This window comes from Microbulbifer maximicatervae (SeqCode), assembly GCF_056232625.1.
On record NZ_CP174324.1, the window covers coordinates 3363733 to 3386341 of the forward strand.

Here is a 22609-nt window from a genome sequence, read left to right on the forward strand (position 1 = left end):
GTAGCGTTATGAGAACCGGAGTCAGCGGATTCCAGCCTGAGAGATTACTCCAGGCTAGAGAATCATTAGGTATAACAAGGGTCGCACTAGCGACCCTTGTTGGTGTTTCCCCTGCAACCATCTCAAATTGGGAAAAGGGTAGTCAGTTACCGGAAGAAGATAAGCTTCGTGCACTAGGAGAAGCTGTAAAGTTTTCAATGAGTTGGTTTTTAACAGACTCACCCAAGCACGGTGGCGCTCCCTATTTTTTTAGATCACTCTCATCATCAACGAAAACTGCAAGGGAGATGGCAAAAGTTCGATTAAATTGGGTGGCAGAAATGGCCAACATATTAGGTCAATGGGTAAACTGGCCTAAAGTAAATGTCCCCACCATATCGGAAGAAGCATTCCTAAAAATTACAGATTCTGAAATTGAAATGCTAGCTGCTGAGTGTAGAAAAACTTGGAAGCTAGGTATGGGGCCTATCTCTGACGTTGTTCTTACCTTAGAGAATGCTGGGGTAATATTTGCGCGTGACGAAATAGGCCACTTAAAAATGGATGGGGTTTCTCACTGGAGCCAAATAGACGATAGGCCTTATGTTTTTGTGACAGCAGATAAGGCAAACGGAATTAGAAGTAGGTTTGATGCAGCCCATGAACTAGGTCATTTAGTGCTTCATAGGAATATAGATGAATCTATGTTAAAACAACACTATAAAGAAATTGAGCGACAAGCTGACCTTTTTGCAGGTTGTTTTTTGTTACCAGCAGAATCTTTTTCTTTAGAGGTAAGTTGGCCAACATTAGAAACTTTACTATCTCTAAAACCTCGCTGGAAAGTATCAGTAGCTGCAATGATTATGAGATGCTACCAACTAAAAATAATAGATGAAGACCAAAAACTGAGATTATTTAAGGGGCGATCAGCAAGAGGGTGGACGAAAGGTGAGCCCTATGACGACCAATTTGCGTTTGAAAAACCTAGGTTACTCAATAGAGCAGCCAGAATGCTTGTAACAAAAGGTATTCTGAATCAGTCTGAACTTTCTCACAAGCTTGGCCTTTCAGAGTATTTAATAGAGTCATTGTGTGGATTGCCTTCTAACTTTTTTTCCTCTCAACCAATTGAAAATAATTTAGTAGAGTTAAAAGAGACGCTAAAAGAACGTACCGGCAATCAAAAAACAAATAACACTGGGAGTATTCTAAAATTCCCAGCAAACAAGATAAGATAAGCCTGCATATTATAAAAATGGTTGAGTGTAGGTAAGGCCCTCACTCGACCGAGTGGCACTGAAGAATTCTCACTTCTCCTTTAGTATCAGAAAATGGAATTTTTTCAGGAACCCCAGAATTTTTCAGATATAAATACAAAATATGCTCGCTTGTTGAAAATGTCGAAAAAAAATACGCGCCAATACAAATAAAAAACCGTAGATTACGGTCCTCATCCCCTGAAATATCACAAGCACTTTTTAGAGCCTCAATCAAGACCGCCAAGATCACACACCTAAAAGCTTTCATCAATATCAGTCAAACAACAAAGAAAACTAGTGCCAGAGGTGTCACGAAGTCTGAACCCTTAAATTATGCTTCAATAGAAATCAGTAATATATTAATACTCTGAGAAGGATATTAGCTTAAAAGATCGAAATAATTATTGATGATTACAATTTTATCCAACTCAGTTAGATGCCCTTACTCTAAATAATGTCAGATTCACCTACCTGAAACGACCTTTCCTTTAGACGTAGAAGGGCTATCCCTCAATTAATCTAGAAATTCCTCAGTTTATCAAAAGTGCCAAAGTTGATTTATTCTCTAGTGAACTAAGAAACCAATAAAAGGAAGGAAAACTATGAAGGCATTGACGCTAAAAACACCAGGCGGGCTAGAAAATATTTCGGTTAGCGACATCGCTGACCCGGGAGCACCCGGCCCAGGCCAAATCCGTGTTGCAATTAAAGCCTCCTCTCTCAACTTCCACGATCTTTTGGTCGCCAATGGCAGTATTCCCTCAGAAGACGGCCGCATTCTGATGTCTGATGGCGGTGGTATCGTGGATGCAGTTGGTGAGGGAGTTACCGATTTTCAGGTCGGCGATTCTGTTGTGTCATGCTTTTTCCCACAGTGGCCAGCAGGTACGCCTATGGCTTCCGTGGGTAATTTTGCCAATACGCCTGGTGACGGTATCGATGGGATGGCCGCTGAGTTTGTTGTGCGCGATCAGAGCGCCTTTACCCTTGCCCCAAAAGGCTGGAGCCACGTTCAGGCGGCAACCATTACTACCGCAGGCCTTACTGCTTGGCGAGCATTGGTAGTAGACGGCAAGGTAAAACCTGGCGACACAATATTGACTCTAGGCACTGGCGGAGTATCTATTACGGTAATTCAGATTGCCAAAATACTGGGGGCCAAAGTTATTGTAACTTCTTCTTCCGACAAGAAACTGGAACGCGCTAAAAAATTAGGGGCCGATCATGGCGTCAACTATCGCACCCATACACAGTGGTCAAAGAAGGTTATGGAGCTGACGGAAGGCAAAGGTGCGGACCATATTATTGAGCTCGGTGGCCCCGGTACACTAGAGCAATCGATCCATTCAGTCAGAGTTGGCGGCCATATTTCATTGATTGGTGTTTTGACGGGCCGCTCGGGAGAAGTGCCCACAGCACTGTTGATGGCCAAGCAGGCCCGGTTACAGGGCTTGATCGTTGGAAGCCGTAGGGATCAACGGGAATATGTCACCGCATTGGAAGCCAGCCAGATACAGCCAGTGATTGATAAGTCTTACCCTATGGAGGAACTGGCTGCGGCATTTGAGTACCAGGCCAGCGGGTCGCACTTTGGCAAGATCTGCGTCGAGTGGTAATGGAATAGCTCTCAATCTCGCCGCACTCTTAAAGCTAAGACACTTGTGAGAGCGCGGCTTAACTATTCCTACTGAAGTATGAGGGGGAAACTCCAAATTGGCCATAAAAAGCCCGGCGAAAGCTATCATAGCTTGCAAACCCTACCTGCCGAGCCACCTGAACAAGGCTTGCTGATTCACAGGTGATTAAATCCCGCGCCCGGTTTAAACGGAGCTGGTTTAGATAATGTCCGGGGGTGCTATTAAGATGTTGTTTGAACAAGCGAGTTAACTGGCGATCGCTGACGGAAATACGCTCCGCCATATCGGAAACGCTGATTGATTTCTGGTAGTTCTCCGACAGCCACTCCAATAGAGGATTGAGCCTCATACTGTCGCTGGATTGCACTTTAAGCAGATCAGAGTACTGTGACTGCCCTCCCCTACGCTGAAGATAAACGACCAGATCTTTAGCCACGCTGGCCGCAATAGTATTGCCATAATCCTGGCGAATCACTTCCAAGGCCAAGTCGACTCCAGATAGAATTCCCGCTGAAGACCACAGTTTTCCGCTTTCAATAAACAAGGGGTCCTGCTCAACCTGATAATTGACTGCTTGCTCGGCAAGCTGCCGGCAATGCCGCCAGTGAGTGGTAATACAGTGCTTTTGTTCCGGAAATATATCTGTTAGTAAGAATGCACCTGTACAGATACTCAAGACACGCTCTGCTTTGTCTGCGATTGCACGTAGCGCATTTACCTGCTTAGGGCTTAAGCGCAGCTGCCGCATCCCAGTACCGCCAGTAATGACCAGGTAATCAATTTCCCTATCCTGGTAAATATCAAAATCCACAGATAGGGCTTGGCCGTACGCGGTTTTAACTGATGCATTGGTTAAACCTATCAAACAACTTTTATAGGCCTCACTAACGAAACTATTAGCCTCCATAAAGGCATCCAAGGGCCCAAAGAGGTCTAAAGCCTGGAATCCATCAGCAACAAAAAAACCTATCTTCTTGGTCATAGCATCTCCTCCACACAGGGAATTGTACTCCAGTGGGCGCGTCTGCTATGACACATTTACGACACAAAACGACATTGGTACTTCACCTGAACTAGTTCAACATAGAACTACCTCCATGAAACTGAACCACCCAATCTCATAAGGCTGACAGAAAATTAGCTAGTCAGTCCAAATCCCACAGCAATTAAAACTCTACCATTCAGCTACTCAATGTTTGTAAGGTTTGTATTACCTAAACCGTTTGTACCAAATTGGTCAGCTCTTATCCTAAGTAGGAAGTTTTACTTAATAAAAAATAATCTTTAAGAAAATACTCAATATGCAAATGAACCAACCATGATGCCGGTCAAGTAATAAAAATTAATTTAGAGTTAACCTTCAGTTTTATTTACCAAACAAACTGCAGTTGCATTTTGCACCCACACCAATTTCCCAATCTATAAAAAACAACTTATTACTCCAAAAGTACCAATACCTAAAGCACAAGAAATACAGTAAGGATGTATTAAATGGCGTTACAGAAGTCCCCCGGACAAAAAAGAAAATCGATGGTGCGTACAGTATGTATTTTAGTTTTCCTTATTCTGACTTACTTTCTGTCAAACTATTACTCTCGTGCCAACAATGAATCATTAAGTTGGGTCGAAAATCATCAAGCTCTAGATGCTGAAGTAGTAGCGTTAAGAGAGGAGGAAGAAGAGTACCGGGGCCGCAAAGGTAAAAAGCGCTATCGTACAAATTACTATATTGACTATCAGTTTAACTATGAAGATGAGGACTTTGAATCCTCCGCAGAGGTTTCAAAAGGAATTTATAGTCAATATGAACAAGGTCAACCTATCGAAGTATGGTTTCCAGAGGGCGACATCTACGGTCATGTATTGGCGCAGAATGCTCAAAGAGATATCGAAAGTAACACACCTGTAGGAAACCTGATTCAAGCAGCACCTATCACTATAGGTATCTGCCTCGTCTTATATTGGATTTTAAGCTTCTTGTTTGTAAGGGAATCAAAAAAAGCACTACCCGAGGGCTTTTATACTGAGACGTCCTGGCTTGATATTGATGATAACTACCTCGTCGCCTTAGAAGGAGATGAACTCGTCTATTTTGATATCCCGAAAAAGCAGGCTTTAACTGCTCAATCTGCCTACCAAGCGGGGAAATCCCCTGAAGAAATATATCACTTGTGTAAACCTGAGACCGCAGCCCGAATCCCTCTCAATGAAATAAATTCACTTAGCAGTGACCACAATTCAGATGTAATAACTATCAAGTACGGGGATAAGACCCATTCTATTGAGTTCTTAAATCAAACAGTAAAAGCGCACGCATTAGAACGTATCGAGAAACAACTACCTGAGACAATGGATTATCAGCATATTCAGCGGTCTCGTTTGCAAGCCACTCTACCGTCACTTGTGATAGTAATACTGTTAATAGGCCTTATCTACTGGCTTGACTCATTTATTTTCCGTGCGATAGTTGGTTTTATTGGGCTAATCTCTGTGGCCCCGAATCTTTTGTCCAAATTAATTAGTCCGACAGAGACACGCCTCTGGGAGAAAGTCGAAGAAACCTCTGTAGAGCACGCATAGTGCAGAAGATGGCCAGCTTCGGCTGGCCGCTTAAATAGAGCTATCTGTTGCTCATAATCAAGCTCAGCTATACTGTCCCCAGAATAAACATAACGTCAGTCTGAAGACCCATTGGGATAGCAGAGATTATGAACTTCTCTTCATTAGCTTTTGCCATGCTCACCACAGCTACTACTCCTAATAGTTGCACAGATGGTATCGCTTTACTCCGTGGAGTAACAGCCATTGCCGCTGAATACCCTTGGCTAAGTGCAGATAAACAAGATTATATAGTCCGAGACTATCCACGAATGTATCTCGTGCTACCTAAAATACCAGGGGAGCAAACAGTCGGTAATGAACAGCCTAATGCTGCGGTGGATAAAGAAAGCTGCCAGGTTATTAATGTGTTTCTTTCGAGCTGATCTTATATAGTATCTCAAAGCTCCCTACGGCTTAGTTCCGGGAGCTCTCCCCCTATCTACTACTACCCTTGCTCAGCATAAGTCAGTGTATTGTTATTTTCGTTACACTCATCGACGAGATTGGTAAAGTCAGCAGTTACCTCTAAAACCGCATCCGGATCAAAAACCCAGTAACCCAAAGTAAATACAATACTTACAGTGCCACCTGCTGGAATTGCAGGCGTCGCCTGTACATCGTTGGCTAGTGTATCAATATCTAAAAGGCGAGCCTGGCTGATTGGCGCTGCCAGAGCACCTATATTAGTGATATCGACCACGATAATGGATTGCCCGGTTCCAGGATTCCAGATCGGATCATAGATTTGGCTCACTATCAGGTCAGGTTTATTACATACACACAGACACATATAGTGATCATCTTCTTTGACACCATAAGGGGTTCCGACATAGCAAACCGGCTTATCGTCAAACTGATTGCCATAGAGCCAGTGAGATGATGGGTCATTGACAGGTTTCTCGATTATTTCAGGGTCGCGAGTTACCTTACAAACACTGGTAGATTCAAAATCATCTATCAAGTCAGTAGCAACCTCTGACTCAGGCACCCCTCCAACCCAAATTGCGCAAGTCCGACGACATGTCAGTGGGCCCTGCCCCTGCCAATAATTTGGAAACCAACCCGCTTCATAGTTTTGCATACTTAAATCTTGAATTGGGTCTGCATAACTGCTAGAAGCTAAAACCCCTAGAATAACTACACGCAATATATATTTAAACATAACGCCCTCCATTTAAGTGAATACACCTATAAATTTACCCATTCCAGATTCATTTAACTTAGACTGAATTTATGGGCAGGGCGATTGTAAACTGTGCTTAATGAATATCTATGGAGACAGTAAAATTCTGGCGGGCATTAATTTTCTTTCTATTGAATGCAAACAAAAACAAACGCCTTCAAACCGTGTATTTCTAATAACAATTAGAATAGAAAGCCATCTATCATACAATTATAAATAGCAAAATAACGCAGCTGGATCAAGAATCACAAATTGGAATAACTAGAAATTTATAATTCAGCCAAACTATAAAATGCGGCCATTACCGTACAGAGTATAATTAGTGGCAGATAAACAAAATTTAAAACCGAGTATTTAATACAGGTCGAGACCCACCCCTCTTTATAAATATTCTTTTGCATCACTAGTAAATTTATTGGCATCCAAAGGAAAAGCAGTAGCAAAACCCCATAACATAAAATTTCCACCCAGAACAAAGGCTCAACAAATTCTTGCAAGAGAAAAATAGCAGTTCCTAGCAACAACGTTAGACTCACATAGGCATGGCTATGGAGCGATACAATAACATGCTCCATATACAGTTTTTCTCTACACGCATAAAGTAGCCACAATATACCTGAATATATTGGCAGCATAAGTAACAGCATTGTAGGAAGAGATCCGAAGAAAGCCTTAGCAAAGATTGTAGGGTTTTCCGACACTCGCTCAATATTACTTCTCGCCTTTTTGAATTCGATATCAAACCAATGACGCCATGACTGCGGCATAAACTCTACGGTATAGACTTTTTCTTCAATAATTGAGAGTACCCGATTAAAAGATATCGACCATACTTCTTGCTTATTTTCTGCTCCACGAATGTCCAATTTCCTGCCACCAGGTAAATCCCAGTCAAATTGTTTTTCTGTCTCACTTGTGGACGACGGAGCCATTTTGGCGGCAACATTATCGCTAGTGCGGATAGGCTGCTCTTGAGCAATACTCCAATCACTACTAATACGAATCAGAAAAAAGGCGCTTACGCAAAAAAAGATAAACAGCTTTACCGGGCTTACATATCGTGCTCTCCTTCCAGATAAGTATTCTATCGTTAAAAATCCTGGGGATAACAGTAAAGCCGGCAGTGTTTTCCACAAGCGTGAATCAAATGCCACAAGGGTATTTAGAAAGTCTCTAATTACACTTGATAAGCGTCTCACAATACCTTCTGCTGACTGTCCACAGCCATAACAGAAATGCCCCAATAAAATTGTATTACAGTTAGAGCAATAATCTTGCCTATCTACCGACGTTTCCTTTCGACTTCTAATACCCACTATATCTTCCGACTATATATAACTGTAAACTTTAAATGTCCATCAATTTATATCGCTAAAACCGTTATTACAATCCAGCCAAGCTCCAAACGATGGCAAAAACCGCTCCAATTGATAATAGACACAAGTAAGCCATCCCCAATACTGAATATTTACAAAAGGTTACAAACCAGCCTTGCCTATATATACGCTTTTGCATCCAAAGGAGATAAACCAGAACCCAAAAAATCAATAAGGTTATCAGGGCCTCTAAAGCTAATGTTATAGCAGTATACCCAGCCATGTTAACACTTAGCATGTATAAGGTATTTCCAATCAGGATACTTAGAAATATAAAAGCATGACTATGCAAAGCTACAATTAAGTGTTCCATATATAGTCGACGCTTAAAGATATAGAGCACCCATAACATCATGGCAAACATTGGCAACATGATTAACAATGCATAAGGAAGCGTCTTAAGAAATGCTTTCTTGAACCGATTTGGATTTTCAGTAACTTGTTTAATATTCTGGTTCGCATTTTCAATCTTGACATCCATCCAGTCTTGCATGGGCTTTGGCAGGCCTTTGATATCCATTCTTATTAATTTATTATCTGGATCATTGGCTGATGACTGCCAAACTGGCTCCGAATCCTCTTGGAAAATTATTCGCCCCTCATTACTGCCTTTAGCAATCTCATTTTTAATACCTCTTTTAATACCCTTTTCAACCACCTCTTTAGCTTCGGTAAGACTTATTTCAGCCTTCTTAATTTCTCCTAGCAGACCTTTTTGTTCAGGAATTTCAGTATGTACTGGCCGCCCCCCCTGCAAAAGGAGGTCGACACCCGATGCTTCTAACTGAGGTCCTTCTTTTGAAGCATCAGAACCCATAAAATTGATTGTCCAGTCTCCACTCAAACGGGTTACAAAAAGACTGGTGATACAGAGAAAAATAAATAGCCGTACAGGGCTTACATATCGAACACGACGACCAGAAAAATACTCTGTTGTTAAAAACCCTGGTCGGAAGAATAGCGCAGGTATGGTTTTCCATGTTCTGGAGTCAAACGCCAACAAGGTATCTAAGAAATCACCGATTACAGATGAAAAATGCCGCACCATACCTTTAACGGGCTGACCACAAGCATAACAATGGGGACCTAACAACTGTGTACAGCAGTTTGCGCACTTATTATCTTCATTACAAACACTTGCTATTGATGTCGTACTACTCAAGACCTACTTCCTTCGACATTCCCTTAAACTACTTACCACCAGTAATCGAAAGTCCAATTTTCTGAACAGAATTACGGATATAAGAATTTGCAATACAATATTCTGAATATAGACGGTGCTGCGAGCAAACTCTTTAGCTTAAATAACTTAACATCCAAGCAGCATAGCTTCACCAACACCAACCATTAAACGCTTATGCGTTTAATGGTTGGAATCCTATTAGGATATATCCTTATAACTCTGCCAAACTCCAAAGTACAGTAAGAGCCGCACCTACAGATAATAAAACTAGATAGGCTAACCCCAAAAAAGAATACTTAAACAAGGTCATGAACCAACCCTGCTGATATACACGCTTTTGCATCCAAAAAAGATAGACAGGAACCCAGAGAATTAATAGTGCCATCAGGCTATCAAGAGATGAGGATATAAATGCGTATCCGTCCAGTTGACTACTAATACTATAAAATAGGTTGCCAATCAGAATACTCAGGCAGATAAAAGCCTGGCTGTGTAACGCTACAATCAGGTGCTCCATGTAAAGTCTGCGTTTAAAGACGTAAAGCACCCACAGCATCATGGCAAATATTGGCAGTATGACTATAAGAGTTGACGGAAGAGCTCCCAAGAATGCTTTTTTGAAACGATTTGGATCATCGGTCACCCTTTCTACATTTTTATGGGCGCTCTCTACTTTACGGTTAACCCAATCTTCTAATGGTTTGGGAAGCCAATCAACTTGAAGAAACTCTCTATCTAACTCACTAATAGTCTCATTCAATCCTGAGGCCAGTTCCTCCTTAGAAAGGTTTTCCGATCCATTCTGGCCTCCATCAATTTCACTTAAATCTTCATTGAGTTTATGCAAATCACCGGTAAGCTTCTCTTGTCCGCTAATCAGATTTTTCTCAACATCTTCCAAAACAGCGACAGCATAACTATTGTTAACGTGCTTTTCTTTGCCTTTTCGAATATCTTCGATGGCGTCGTTATAACCTTGGCTCGCTTTTTCAACATCGACTGACTCAACGTCTACATTTCCAAAATTAATAGCCCAATCACTGTTTATCTGGGTTACAAAGAAGCTGGTGATACATAGAAAGATAAACAAGCGTACAGGGCTGACATAACGCACCCGTCGACCAGAGAAATACTCAGCGGTTAAAAATCCAGGTCTAAAAAACAGAGAGGGTATTGTTTTCCATGTGCGGGAATCAAAAGCAAGCAGGGTATCAAAAAAGTCTCCAATTACTGAGGAGAAATGACGAACCATGCCTTTAACCGGCTGACCACAGGCATAGCAATGGGGCCCCAATAGCTCTGCATGACAATTGGCACAATGGTTTGGATTATAATCCGAATTATTTGTAGAGGTTGCAGTGCTCATTACCGCTCACCGAATCACTGATTATCTTATTCACCTGGCAAAAGCTTCCAGGCCCAAGTATCTGCTAACGAACCAGAACCGAAATACCTCAATTAGCAGAACTCTACTAATATCCCGAATATCAGCTGGAGTACAATTTTTTTATGACTTATAGGTATTAAGAGAGAGGTAAAAGAAACGCGCCGACTATTAGGCGCGTTTCGAAGGGAATTTGGCATAAATTGCCGGTTGCTAATTATCCAAAAGGAAGCGTGCAATTGTACGCAGGCCGTGCCCTTTAGCACCTGGCGCCCACTGATCATTGCCACTGGGCTGGTAAGAGCCTGAAAGGTCCATATGCACCCAATTGCGACCTTCATCCCGTACAAAGCGAGCCAGGAAGGAGGCTGCCGTAGATGCACCAGGACTTCCCTCAATACCAACATTGGCGATATCGGCAAAGTTGGACGGGGTTTGCTCAAGGTGGAAACGCTCTAAAGGAAGCCTCCACGCCTTTTCATTTTCCTCAGAAGCTGCAGACAATACCTTTTGGGCTGCTTCATCTTCAAAACTAAAGACAGAGTTGAAATCCCGACCTACAGCCATCTTTGCTGCACCGGTCAGAGTAGCGGCATCCAATAACCAGCGAGGATCTTCTTCCGAAGCTGCAATTAAACCATCGGCCAGCACCAGACGCCCTTCAGCATCGGTATTCAGTATTTCTACACTCACTCCGTTTTTATATTTAATAATATCGCCCAATTTAAAGGCATGACCGGAGATCAGATTTTCTGCGCAGCAGAGATAGAGTTTGACCCGCTTGTTGAGACCTCTGGCTATTGCAAGAGCCAAGCCTCCAGTTACCATGGCCGCGCCACCCATATCGGATTTCATTGTGGCCATGTTGTTGGACGGCTTAATGCTGTAGCCGCCGGAGTCAAAAGTAATTCCTTTACCCACCAAACACATATCAACCGGCGCCTGGTCATCACCCGTCGGGTTGAAGTCCACTTGTAACATCACCGGCTCACGTACACTACCACGCCCAACGTTGTGGATACCGACAAACCCTTCACGCAGCAGGTCATCCCCGGCAACTATACGGTAAGTTACCGCACTGGGAGCCAGCTTTTGCAGCATTTCTGCAGCGCTCTCCGCCAATACACGCGGAGACACATCATCAGGAGTACCATTAGTAATTTCACGAACCCAGCGACTGGCATTTTCACGGGCGGCGAGTTCTTTTAACTCGGCGCTGTCATCAGTCCCCCAGTCAATTTTGTTGGATTTACGCGGGTTAAAAAAACCTGCCCAAAATGCCCAGCGGCTTTCAATGCTCCAGCTTTCTCCTTTGAGGACAACATCGTTGACCCCCATACCATCGAGCTTTCGGGCAGCTCGCTGCGCTGCAACCAACACAGCGCCTTTCGCAGCGCTAATATGAATATTGGCAGCGCTACCATCAAAGCTCAGCAGAGCTGATTCTCCCCAGGGTTCCGGCGCAAAGCCCTCAACCAAATGAATATGCATAGCCTTTGTCATACAACACCTATTTTGAAACTTGTGTACCAATTTTATCGGTATTTCTCCTGCATTCTAACAGGACATTAAAAATACTTGATGATTGCACCGCCACCGAGTCGACAGATAAACTGTGAACCAAGACAAAATAACTATTAAGTAGAGAAATTCGTTAGGGAAGAATAAATGGCTGATTCCTGCCACTATCACACTAGCAAGACTGCATCCTGGCAGTGCCAGCCCTGCAACCGTCAGTTCTGTGGCGAGTGTATTCCCGGCTCCAGCGCAAATTATCACGAGCAAGGACCCGACTGTCCCCTTTGCCGGAAGAGCCTGGAGTATATTGGGGCCAGTAACAGTGCAAAACCATTTTGGCAAATGGGACTGTTTTATTTCCTTTATGCTCTCAAACCAGGTCCATTAACTCTGATGGCGGTAGCCGCTGCCGGAAGCCTGGTAATTACCTCCATTGGGCTTCTCAGCCTCATTGCATTAGTGGCAGTTGTGGCGGTGGTAGTCCGTTACAACCTTTTAGTGATTGAAAAGCTCGCCGCAGGCCAACGGGAAGCCCCAGCTCTTACGGAGGCCCTGGACGGAAATGGAGCTGTATTACTCCTCAAAGTCGTCGGAATGACGCTGATTGCAATATTTGTCGGTTACAAACTTGTGCAATCTACCGGCAGCCTTGGAGTTTTAGCTATTTATGTGGCAGTGCTTTCTTTTTTAACGCCAGCTTCTATGATTGCCCTGGCTATCACACACAGCTTGAAGGCAGCAATCAACCCACTTAAGTTACTTGAATTTACTTTGGTTATAGGCTGGCCTTATTGGTTGTTATTAATTATTACTAATGTCATATCTTTCGCTCCAACCATTTTAATGGCTGTTGTTAGCGACAAGCTTCCCTCCTGGGCAATTATGCCAACAACAGCAGCTACTGTTACTTACTTTTACATAGTCTCAAGTGCTGTAATGGGTTATATCTGCTTGACTCGACAACAAAAACTCGGGGTAGCTACACTGTACGAAGATGACGACCATTACTTAGAGGAAAATGAATTCCTATGTAAACGAGCTCAGGCAGAAGCACAAATATTTTTGCGTGAAGGAGATTTCACTAGCGCTCGTCAGGCTTTAGTCGAGGGACTGCGCCGCTTTCCTAGCGACGAAATACTGAACGAACGCTATTACCGTCTGTTATTAGCAACCAAAGATAAAAAAGCCCTACTGGAGCTGGGGCCACATCTTTTAGAGAAATTTGTACAGATAAATCGCCCACACAAAGCGGCGGAGCTTTATATAGCTACAGAGCCCACTCCAGCTGTGCGCAAGTCTGAAGTTCGCCACGCTATCGCGCAGGTACTATATCATCAACATAAATATCAACTTGCAGCACAACTATTAAATAATCTACACAAAGAAGCCTATCCACAACTTGACGCCGCCTACCTATTATTAGCTCAAGTCTATATGGATGGATTAGGCCGAGAAGACTTAGCAAAAAAACTGCTTCACTTTCTCCGACAGAAATTCCCCGACAGCGCCTTGCGTTCTCAGATCAACACCTTGTGGAACGTATTAAACTCGACAACAGATATACATTGAGCACGACTACCAGTGCTTGAAAGCTCGATTCCAGAGATACAACCCTCTTGCAAAAAGATTGTAAAGGATATTTAGGCACCACCTCAGGCCAGGGAACTTCGACACCCTGGCCTTCCACAATTCCTTGGGGGAGTTCTCCCAAATCGTAATAAAAGCTTCGTAGCCTACTTTCAGATTTCCATCCGCATCCAATACATGCAGCCGCTCACGGATGAACTCTAAATCTGTATTCAGTTCCTTCGCTTTATCTTCATCAATATGAACATCTTCCCAATCCACTTGGCAGGTGACGGATTTTTTCTTTTGTGCTGAAATTCCTGCGTTACAAACTGGACAGGCGGAATTATAAAAGACCCGAATCTTTTCAGGCATATGCTAAAAATCCATTCTTTTTCTACCGGCGAAAACTACTTAGGGTGGTCAATGTCATCCCGATTCACCAACTCCCAAGGTAAACCACTATTTCGGTAGATCCGCTGATTTTTTTCTGGGTAGTCGGCAACATCATGTTGCAGTCGCTGGCCTACAACTATGCAGCGCAAGGTCACTTCCCCCACATTGCGCATCACATGAGCCGGGCCGCCAGCGGGGTAGCCAATAAAATCCCCTGCAGAAACCTGGTGGTGATCGTCACCAATACGCACCTCGGCCCTACCCTCCAAGATATAAACACATTCGTCTTCAAAATAGTGACAATGGAATTCTGTGGATTCATAACCTGGCTCGATTTCAATCATATGGAAACCAAAGCCGGATATGCCGGTAAGATCACCCAGGGACTTGTTTTTACGCACCGCATTGGCATTGAGGAAATGTACCTTGCGCTCCCCCTCCATCCCAGCAATTTCGGTCCCGGTCAAAATATAGCGACTCACTCTGCCCCCAATACATTACTTAATTATTTATAAGACATACCGAATTATGTTCTTCAACCTGAGGCAGCCATATCTTGGGTCATCTCTTTCACCTCGCGCGCGCGGCCTTCCTCACCCAGGCGACGATAGTAATTGACCAGAACCATTCCCAGCTTCGGAATCAAGGGGTGATTCACTCGCTGCTGTTTCAAGTGGCGCAGTAATTCCTCTAGCCACGGCCAGTCCTTTTCCTCCGCTGCACGCCGTGCCATCAATAAGTTTGCCTTTCCGGTGAGCGCCTTTGGACTTTTTGTTGCCGCCAAGTAGCGGCGATAGCCACTTGCCAGGGTATGGCCATCGATCTCCAGATTTCCTGCCTGGGCAAATAAAGCGAGATTGGCCCGGTGGTAACCGTCACTCTCTGGCGCCGCCGAGGTCAGTTCTATATAGCGCTCAATCAGTGTTAACGCCTGTGGATATTGCCGCACCGCTGAGGCTGCCGCTTCAGTGGCTTCCAGGATTTTTCCCTCTTCCAAAAAACGATCAATCCGCGCCAAGGCTACCCTTTGGGGGGACGGGGCCTCCTCTTCCTCCGGCATAGGTTCCACCATCGGGCGCCAGTACAACACCGCCAAAGTCAGGGCAAAACCCGCAAGTAAACCACCAGTATGGGCCCAGTAGGCAATGCTGGCATCTCCATACAAATAACCGAAAATCTCTTTACCCAACCACAGCGGTAACACCAGCAGCGCCGGTGCACTAAATTCGCCAAACATAAAACCAATGGTGTAAAAGAAACGTAGCCGGCGCACACCGTAAACCGCGACGAACATGCCCATAATTGCCGAGACCGCACCGGAGGCACCCACCATCGGTACATGACTGCCGGATTCCACCAGTACATGCAGACCTGCTGCCGCCAATCCTCCCACCAGGTAGAGCCCTATAAACCACAACCCTCCCAAGGCTAGTTCAACAGACAAGCCAAACAACAGCAGGAACACCATATTGCCTATAAGGTGATCCCAGCTTCCGTGTAGAAACATATGGCCAAAGGCCCCAGCAATACTCGGGTCTGCCGGTATCAGCCCCAGTGCGTTGCTACTGACCCTATCCCGCAGTTGGGCAAACTCCTGCCTCTGTCGTAACCACTCGGTCTCACCCTCTGCTTCGAGCTTCGGCAACAGCCAGTGGTGGAATTCAGGGTTACCCAGGGATTCCCGGTAAAAAAACTCTTCCCCTTCCACACCCATCTGCGCTCTCCACTCTGGGTGCATTTCATTGACATACACAAGAAAGCGTTGCTCTTCGAGGTCCGGTAAATCACTCTCAAAATAGTAATCTTCAGCTTCCTGCCAGCGAGCTTCATCCCCCCCTTGATAGAAAACAAACATCAGTAAGTTAAGGGCAATCAACGCAAAACACATTAATGGCGGCCGGCGCCAGTCGGGTTTGTTTTGGATGGGGATGATCAGCACGGGCTTCCCTTATTGTGATTTCATCAGCGCCCTGTGAGAAAACGCAGTAACACCGGTAAATGAACTTGCACCGACACAAAGGCCAGTGGGCTGAAAATACTATGAAATCCCGGAGGTGTCATGCCAGCCGGACCCCAGTTACTTCCTGGCAGTACGGCCAATGATCGCCGGAACATCCCAACTGCGCAGATGCAGATCTCTCTGAGGGAAAGGTACCTCAATACCCTTATCGCGAAATTCCCGCAACAACTCCAAGTTGTACAGGGCATAGGAGTCTCCCAGGGAAGTCACCATATTGCTGTTGACCCACACCACCAACTTGAAGTCAAGGGCATTATCTCCGAACCCCATCAGCCACACCTCGGTTTTTCGCTTCCAGTCGGTATGGGTGATATTGACTCGAGCAGCAGCTTCCAGGGCAGCTTCCCGCACCAAATCTGGGTCCGAGGCATAAGACACACCAAAGGGTACATGAATACGGCGCACAGGATCATCCAGTGTGTGGTTAATAACCCGGCCCGCAACAAACTCAGTGTTGGGCACCAAGATATCCACATTGTCCCGCGTGGTAATACGGGTTGAGCGCACGCTGATATCGCGGATGCGGCCAAAAACGCCCGACTCCAGCTCCACCAGATCACCCACTTTGAGAGGGCGCTCAAACAGCAAAATCAAACCGGAGATAAAATTCGAGAAGATCGCCTGAAGCCCAAAGCCAATACCTACCGACAGGGCTCCAGCGACCAGGGCCAACTTGGAGGTATCCAGGCCCAACATGCTGAGCACCACAATCAGGGCCGCGGAAATAAAGATGTAATGCAACACCCGCCCAAGATTGTACATGGAGGATTCACTGGCATGCTCCCTGCGCACAAGCCGGCGCAGGAAGGCCTGGGTGAGTCCAGACAATAGCCAGGCCCCCACCAAGACCACAATCATCTTGGCGATCAACCGCAGGGTTATCGGGTTCTGGGCAACAGTAAATAGCTGATAATCCGCCAACTTGCGCCAGCGGTTATAAGCTTGTCTTGCGCCCAGTGCGACTCGTTCGCGCACTGTTGCCCACCAACCCTGGCGCTCCTTGTAAACCTCCAGCTGGGCCTTTTCATAGCGCTGAATATCCTGCTCGAGGTCATTGGCGTGGGCCAAGCCACTGCCAATACGCTCAAAGTAAGACCACCAGCGACTCAGGTCTTCATTCTCTTCATCTTCACGCCAGGCCACCACCTGGCGCTGGCGCACCGCCAACTCCCGTGACGCACTTTCAATCACAGAGTTGGCGTTTTCCAATAAATCCCGACTGATAATCAGGGGGCGCTCTTCGCCCTCTTCATTCAGAACCTCATTGATGGATTGCAGCAACTCACTTTTGCGTTTTTCCAGCTGCTCCTCTAATAAGTCCACTTCAAGCTGCATCAGGGTGAGGTCTTTCTGCATATTGATGGTGGGGTCAGTGGAGGGTTCTGTAGTGCTTTGAATACTGGTGCGGGTCGCAGAAATACGTTCGATTTTCTTTTCGTTCGCGGCAATATCCTTATCTATTTCCTCTGCATCTTTACTGGAGTAGACGAGGGTATCCAGAAGTCTCCGCAATTTAATTTCTGCGCTGTTAATCTTTTCCCGCCAGGTTCCCAGGAAAGTATTAACGGTACTCAGCTGCTCAATAATATTTAGGTGATTTATTTGAGCTAAAAGTAGAGCCTGCGCCGCCTCATCCTCCTCTCGTCCACTGGAATCGCGCAGTACAATCACTTGTTTACGCAGTAAAGATAGAGACTGGGACTGGGTTGATTTAAGTTGGCGAGCCTCCAGTTCTACGCCTTTCAACCTACGTCGGCCACGGCTGATGGCAGAATCGGCCTTGGCCCAGTTCAATACCGTTGGGTTCTCTGGAAAATCCACATCCGGCATTAAAGGGACTTTCAGGTACTCCTCTCGTTTTTTCCAGGTAATTGCGATCCCTTGTAAACTTTGGCTAATCTTTTCTGCACCGTCCTGTAAGGCCTCATCCTCCGGCAAATCCTTTTCCCACTCCTCCCAGCTCTTTGTGACCAAGCTAAGCCATTCTCGTCGCTCTTCGGGAGAAGCACTGGTCCATCCAGTCCACCAATCTGCAGAGGGGTCAGCAAAATCCGGAACCTCCGGCTTAAACTCCTTGGGTTTACTACCGGGAAGCTGGGCGACACTGGAAACAGAGAGACAGGCGACGCTAAAGAAAAGGAGAAATGAAAGGGCGAGGTGAAGAAAAGAAAATTCTTTGCCGGCACTACAACGAGGGATGAAAAGGCTGGCACCCGGCATAAAATACTTCTATCCGTGAAAAAATCCGGCACTAATAAAATAGGCGCCTACTGGGCCATATTGTTCAGTGTAGCCCAGGGACTTCCCTGCCCCATGTATTTACCTGAAGCGCCGACTTTGACGCAAACATTTTCTGTATACCTTGCGATATTCACGCATAGCCTGCCTGGTTGTTTTACCAGGCTCACCCGTACTGCGCAGCAAATTTGCCGCCCGGGCTTCACAGTAAATATCCCAATCCTTACGATCGACTCGTTTACCCTCTGAGCGGTGCCGCAAATGGCGGGGCGGATACGCTCGGGGGTATATTTTCTTTTTCGGAGCTAGGGGATTGCGATTAACATGCTGCCAATTGGGAGGGGGTACGACCACCACATACTGATTGTCCTTGGGGTCTAATAGGAAAAAGGTACCATTACCCGCAAGCATATAATGCTTGTTACCCAAGGTAATGGGGGTTCCAAAAGGTACTCGGGCGACCCGAGCTCCCAGAGGCGGCTCAATCCGGGTATAGGCGTTGGGGCCTTTGCGGTAGAAATAACCATTTTTATAAAAAACTGTCTGGTTATTCACTTCGACAGGCTCAGCTCCGGGAGGCAGGTGGTCCGATCGAACCTGAGACTCCGAAACAGAACAGAAGAATACAAGAAATAGGGTAAGCAGGGATCGCATGGCTAATATCATCAGCAAATTGCAATCCGCTAAGGGTATGGTGCGAACAAGTCATCCCCAAGGCTATCCCAAGCGGTAACTAGAGCGCCATTAAATTGCTCCAATCACCACTGGTCTAACCGATAGAATTATACAGCTGTATTCGGCAAGGGAGACCTGCTATCCACCCGACTACTGACTGCCACACGACGTTTACGTAACCAGATTAAAACTCCAGTCACACTCAACATCGCAATCACCACCCCCATAATTGAAATCAGTATGCGACCAGGGAGACCGAGGATCCTGCCGGAATGCACTGGAAATTGCGCCTGTACAAATAAGTCTGCTGCCGTCCCTTCCCAGGGGATAAAGTCTCCGAGATATTCGCCGCTGTGGCCATCAAAAAATAGAGCCTTGTGACCAACACCTCCGGCGCCATGCCCTGCGCTGGCATCAAAAAATTCAGCTCGATATATCCCCCACTCCCGGGCATACCACAGGGAATTCAACGGTTGCTGCCAGCCAATCTGCGCAGCTTGGTTTTCTCCAATCGCGGCTATATCCCGAAAAGACAACGAGGGGGTAATTGGATTGCTGTGATCGTTAGGTGTGCGCTCTTCCAAGGGCGACGGAGTCACATCTGATACCAGCGACATCAGGGGAAAAAATACTTCTCGATAGAGATTCAGCGAGAAGGCCGTAAATGCAATTGTCAGCAGCAGCGCCCAGGTCCACAGACTGAACGCACGATGTAAATCAAATATGAGCCTGGCACGCCCAGCGCCGGCCTTAATCATCCATGCGGGCTTCCAGCGCTGCCACCAAGTCCGAGATGGCTTTCGGGTGGATTTCTTGCGGTGAGGTAAAGTCACCGCTAGTCCCACAAAGCAATCGATTGTCCATACCAGTGCAATAACGCCCAGCAGCCAAATCCCCCAGTGGTCAGTGCCCCAAAATTCAGGTATATGAAAACTATAATGCAGCTTGTACAAAAACGACATCAGGGTTTCAGTTGTTATTGGCCAGACACGTCCCCATTCGCGCTTACCAATAATTTCCCCATTGGTCGGATCGACAAATACCTGGTTGTAATCCACCGCAAAGAATTGACCGGTAGCCGGGTCAATTCGAGGCTCTACCCAGAAATACTGGGTGTGCCCAGGCTCCTGTACCAATTCAAAGTAGGATATTTGGACTTGCGGCAAGGACTCTTCAAGCCGTTCTGCCAACTCGATAGAGGCTAAGGGTTCGCCGCTGGAAGTAATTTTATATAAGTGGGGATTAAGCCACTCATCCAGTTCGTGATCCCAGGAGATAATAGCGCCGGTTAGCCCGGTGACTATCAGGAAGACCGCAGTAGCAAGCCCCAGGTAACGATGTAAAAGAACCAGGGTTTGACGCATAACATTTACCTAAAACTAAAAAACAGAAAACCCGGCACAAGTACCGGGTTAAACTGCAACGGAGTTAACTAAGCGCCTTAGTAGCGCCAGCTCACACTCAACTGTGCCTGACGCGGAGCGCCGTAATAGCCCTGGGTCCAATAGAGGCTGTTGATATATTTTTCGTTGGTCAGGTTATCAATATTGAGGCCAACCGTTAAAGCATCAGAAATATCGTACTTGGCAAAGGCGCTGAGCAACGCATAGCTATCCTGCTCTACACGAACACCCTCGACAGGCTCAATGTAAATATCATCCTGCCAATTGATACCGCCGCCGAACTTCAAGCCTTGAACTTGAGGTAAATCGTAGGCCACGGCCACCTTCAGGGTGTTGCGCGGAATATAAGTGCGATCTTCCTCACCGTCTTTATTGACTACTTCACTTAAGTGGGTAAGGCCAAAACTAACATTGAAATTCTCAGTAATTGAACCGATTAGCTCCAGCTCAACGCCCTTTGTAGTGAAATCACCACTCTCGTAAACATTCTTTCCATCAACCTTATCTAGGTATTCACCGAGATTATTCAGGTTGGATTCAAATAGCCCAACACTAGCCGTTGCTTGTCCACCCGCAAGGGAGTACTTAAACCCCACCTCGGAACTATCTCCCTCTGCGGCGCCCAATGGTTTAAATTCAGGGTTAACCCAAGACTGCGGGGTAAAGACTTCAGTATAGCTACCGTAGAATGAGAAACTATCGTTCAAATCAAAAGTGGCCCCTACATAGGGAACAGTTTCATCCGCCGAAGTGTCAGCATCAACACCATAATTGTAGCCGGATTGTTCCACTTCCATTTTGCGTGCGCCGGCCAATAAAGACAGGCTGTCGGTAATATTCAAACGAGTGGCAAAGTATAGGGACTTGTGTTCTTGATCGTCTTCGTGGCCATCTTCATAAGGATCAAAATCAACAAAGTCAGGCCGCGCCGTTGTGCCATTAGCCCAGTCACTGCCAAGAACCGGATAACCGTCGGAGTAGCTGTAGAAAGACTGGCCGGTAAGTTCGATATCCGCATAGTTGGCTCCCACCACCAACTCGTGATCACGGCCGAACAAATTGTAGGTTCCTGACAGGAATACATCCGCAATTTTTTGCTTTTCATCCAACTTGTAGCCAAAGGCATATCCATATAAACCCAGTTCGTTTTCTCTGTCTGGAGTGCCGTAAACATACATCTCCTCGACATCCATATCGATTTCATTCTGGGTCAGTAATGCAGTAACGGACCAGTTTGCGGAAAGATCCTGCTTCAGCTCAACAAAAGTCTGGGCTCTGTCTACATTGCGGAAAGCCCAGTCCGGTGCCGTGCTTGTGGAAATATCGTAATCGGTAGCGCTGCCATTGGTATAGAAAAGTGGCAGGGCACCTGACATGCTACCATCGGCTTCACTGCGATTTTGGCTGTGGCCTAAGGTCAGGGTGGTGGAATCAGTCAAATCTGCTTCCACAATACCGTAGTAGACACTGCCGTCAGTTTCGTAGCGGTCAAGATAAGAGTCAGCCTGATCCTCTGCAATCACCAACCGTCCTCGGACGTTATCGCTGATAGAACCTGAGATATCTCCCTGGGTGCGCAAACGTCCCTCTTCACCGACAACCAGATCTACACCCGCCTTGAACTCTTCTGTCGGACGCTTACGGATAAAGTTAACCGTCGCGGAGGGGTTAGCCAGACCTGTGGTCAGAGCTGCTGCGCCCTTCACCACTTCAACCTGATCAAATATCGCGGTGTCTTGATGCCCATGGGATAAACCAGAGGAAAAGGGAACACCGATACCATCGTATTGGAAGTTCACAATATCAAAGCCACGAGCAGTGTAATAAGTACGATCCGTCTCTACGTTCTCTACAGTTACCCCAGGGGTATATTTCAGCAGCTCATTAATATCCTGTAGGGCAAAGTCCTGGATTTGAGCTTGGGATATAGTTGTTACCGTTTGCGGAGTATCGTAAACAGATAGGCTTAGGCGAGAGGCGGTACTGGTCTCCTCCTGCACTCCGTAGACACTGACTTCTTCCATGGTTTCAGCAATGTCGCTTTCAGCAGACCAAGCAGAACTTCCCAGCGGGGCGAGCACGGTGGCAGCAATCCAGGCTGACAGCGCTTTTTTCTTCATTAAGCCGTTAATTTTCATCGGCTAAAACCTCATTCCAAATCAGTGAACGGTGCAGAGGCACCATAAAC

At 45.9% G+C, this 22609-nt stretch carries 18 protein-coding genes; 5 read left to right on the forward strand and 13 right to left on the reverse strand.

What is annotated here, in order from left to right; genetic code table 11:
* Positions 1–8: 8 nt before the first annotated feature.
* Both ACJJI6_RS14725 and ACJJI6_RS14730 read left to right on the forward strand, forming a co-directional pair.
* Positions 9–1220: a helix-turn-helix domain-containing protein gene (locus ACJJI6_RS14725; protein WP_475707704.1), complete on the forward strand. Its 1212-nt coding sequence runs from the start codon at positions 9–11 to the stop codon at positions 1218–1220.
* A gap of 623 nt (positions 1221–1843) precedes the next feature.
* Positions 1844–2857, forward strand: a complete 1014-nt coding sequence (locus ACJJI6_RS14730; protein ID WP_475710995.1) for a zinc-dependent alcohol dehydrogenase family protein — start codon at positions 1844–1846, stop codon at positions 2855–2857.
* A 58-nt stretch (positions 2858–2915) separates the two neighbouring features.
* On the opposite strand, the gene ACJJI6_RS14735 is transcribed toward ACJJI6_RS14730, so the two are convergent.
* Positions 2916–3860, reverse strand: coding sequence for a GlxA family transcriptional regulator (locus tag ACJJI6_RS14735; RefSeq protein WP_475710997.1), 945 nt, complete (start codon positions 3858–3860; stop codon positions 2916–2918).
* A gap of 509 nt (positions 3861–4369) precedes the next feature.
* Here ACJJI6_RS14735 and ACJJI6_RS14740 point away from each other — a divergent pair.
* Positions 4370–5458, forward strand: coding sequence for a hypothetical protein (locus tag ACJJI6_RS14740; RefSeq protein WP_475710998.1), 1089 nt, complete (start codon positions 4370–4372; stop codon positions 5456–5458).
* Between the two features lie 128 nt (positions 5459–5586).
* Positions 5587–5862 carry a hypothetical protein gene (locus ACJJI6_RS14745; RefSeq protein WP_475711000.1) on the forward strand — a complete coding sequence of 92 codons (276 nt, stop codon included), beginning with the start codon at positions 5587–5589 and terminating at the stop codon, positions 5860–5862.
* Between the two features lie 62 nt (positions 5863–5924).
* Here ACJJI6_RS14745 and ACJJI6_RS14750 read toward each other — a convergent pair whose 3' ends face one another.
* The 5 genes from ACJJI6_RS14750 to pepB form a co-directional block, all read right to left on the reverse strand.
* Positions 5925–6641, reverse strand: a complete 717-nt coding sequence (locus ACJJI6_RS14750) for a CARDB domain-containing protein (RefSeq protein ID WP_475711002.1) — start codon at positions 6639–6641, stop codon at positions 5925–5927.
* Between the two features lie 290 nt (positions 6642–6931).
* Positions 6932–7978, reverse strand: a complete 1047-nt coding sequence (locus ACJJI6_RS14755) for a DUF3667 domain-containing protein (RefSeq protein WP_475711003.1) — start codon at positions 7976–7978, stop codon at positions 6932–6934.
* A gap of 67 nt (positions 7979–8045) precedes the next feature.
* The gene (locus ACJJI6_RS14760; RefSeq protein ID WP_475711005.1) at positions 8046–9200 is read right to left on the reverse strand and encodes a DUF3667 domain-containing protein; all 1155 of its coding nucleotides are present in this window, start codon (positions 9198–9200) and stop codon (positions 8046–8048) included.
* A gap of 232 nt (positions 9201–9432) precedes the next feature.
* Positions 9433–10587 (reverse strand): DUF3667 domain-containing protein, encoded by a 1155-nt coding sequence (locus tag ACJJI6_RS14765; RefSeq protein WP_475711006.1) that lies wholly within the window; start codon positions 10585–10587, stop codon positions 9433–9435.
* Between the two features lie 231 nt (positions 10588–10818).
* A complete protein-coding gene (gene pepB / locus ACJJI6_RS14770) occupies positions 10819–12108 on the reverse strand; it encodes an aminopeptidase PepB (RefSeq protein ID WP_282934502.1) in 1290 nt (429 codons plus the stop codon).
* Between the two features lie 357 nt (positions 12109–12465).
* Between pepB and ACJJI6_RS14775 the strand changes: the two genes are divergently transcribed.
* Positions 12466–13692: a tetratricopeptide repeat protein gene (locus ACJJI6_RS14775; protein WP_475711008.1), complete on the forward strand. Its 1227-nt coding sequence runs from the start codon at positions 12466–12468 to the stop codon at positions 13690–13692.
* A gap of 6 nt (positions 13693–13698) precedes the next feature.
* Here ACJJI6_RS14775 and ACJJI6_RS14780 read toward each other — a convergent pair whose 3' ends face one another.
* From ACJJI6_RS14780 to ACJJI6_RS14810, 7 genes are all read right to left on the reverse strand, one after another.
* Entirely contained in the window at positions 13699–14064 is a 366-nt protein-coding gene (locus ACJJI6_RS14780) for a thiol-disulfide oxidoreductase DCC family protein (RefSeq protein ID WP_475711010.1), read from the reverse strand.
* Between the two features lie 35 nt (positions 14065–14099).
* Positions 14100–14567, reverse strand: coding sequence for a cupin domain-containing protein (locus ACJJI6_RS14785; RefSeq protein WP_413664211.1), 468 nt, complete (start codon positions 14565–14567; stop codon positions 14100–14102).
* 53 nt (positions 14568–14620) lie between these two features.
* The gene (locus ACJJI6_RS14790) at positions 14621–16024 is read right to left on the reverse strand and encodes a rhomboid family intramembrane serine protease (protein WP_444914887.1); all 1404 of its coding nucleotides are present in this window, start codon (positions 16022–16024) and stop codon (positions 14621–14623) included.
* 138 nt (positions 16025–16162) lie between these two features.
* Positions 16163–18325, reverse strand: a complete 2163-nt coding sequence (locus ACJJI6_RS14795) for a mechanosensitive ion channel family protein (RefSeq protein ID WP_475711012.1) — start codon at positions 18323–18325, stop codon at positions 16163–16165.
* A 99-nt stretch (positions 18326–18424) separates the two neighbouring features.
* Positions 18425–18997, reverse strand: a complete 573-nt coding sequence (locus ACJJI6_RS14800; protein ID WP_475711013.1) for a DUF6515 family protein — start codon at positions 18995–18997, stop codon at positions 18425–18427.
* A gap of 128 nt (positions 18998–19125) precedes the next feature.
* Positions 19126–20382: a PepSY-associated TM helix domain-containing protein gene (locus ACJJI6_RS14805; RefSeq protein WP_475711015.1), complete on the reverse strand. Its 1257-nt coding sequence runs from the start codon at positions 20380–20382 to the stop codon at positions 19126–19128.
* Between the two features lie 77 nt (positions 20383–20459).
* The gene (locus tag ACJJI6_RS14810; RefSeq protein ID WP_475711017.1) at positions 20460–22559 is read right to left on the reverse strand and encodes a TonB-dependent siderophore receptor; all 2100 of its coding nucleotides are present in this window, start codon (positions 22557–22559) and stop codon (positions 20460–20462) included.
* Between the last annotated feature and the right edge of the window lie 50 nt (positions 22560–22609).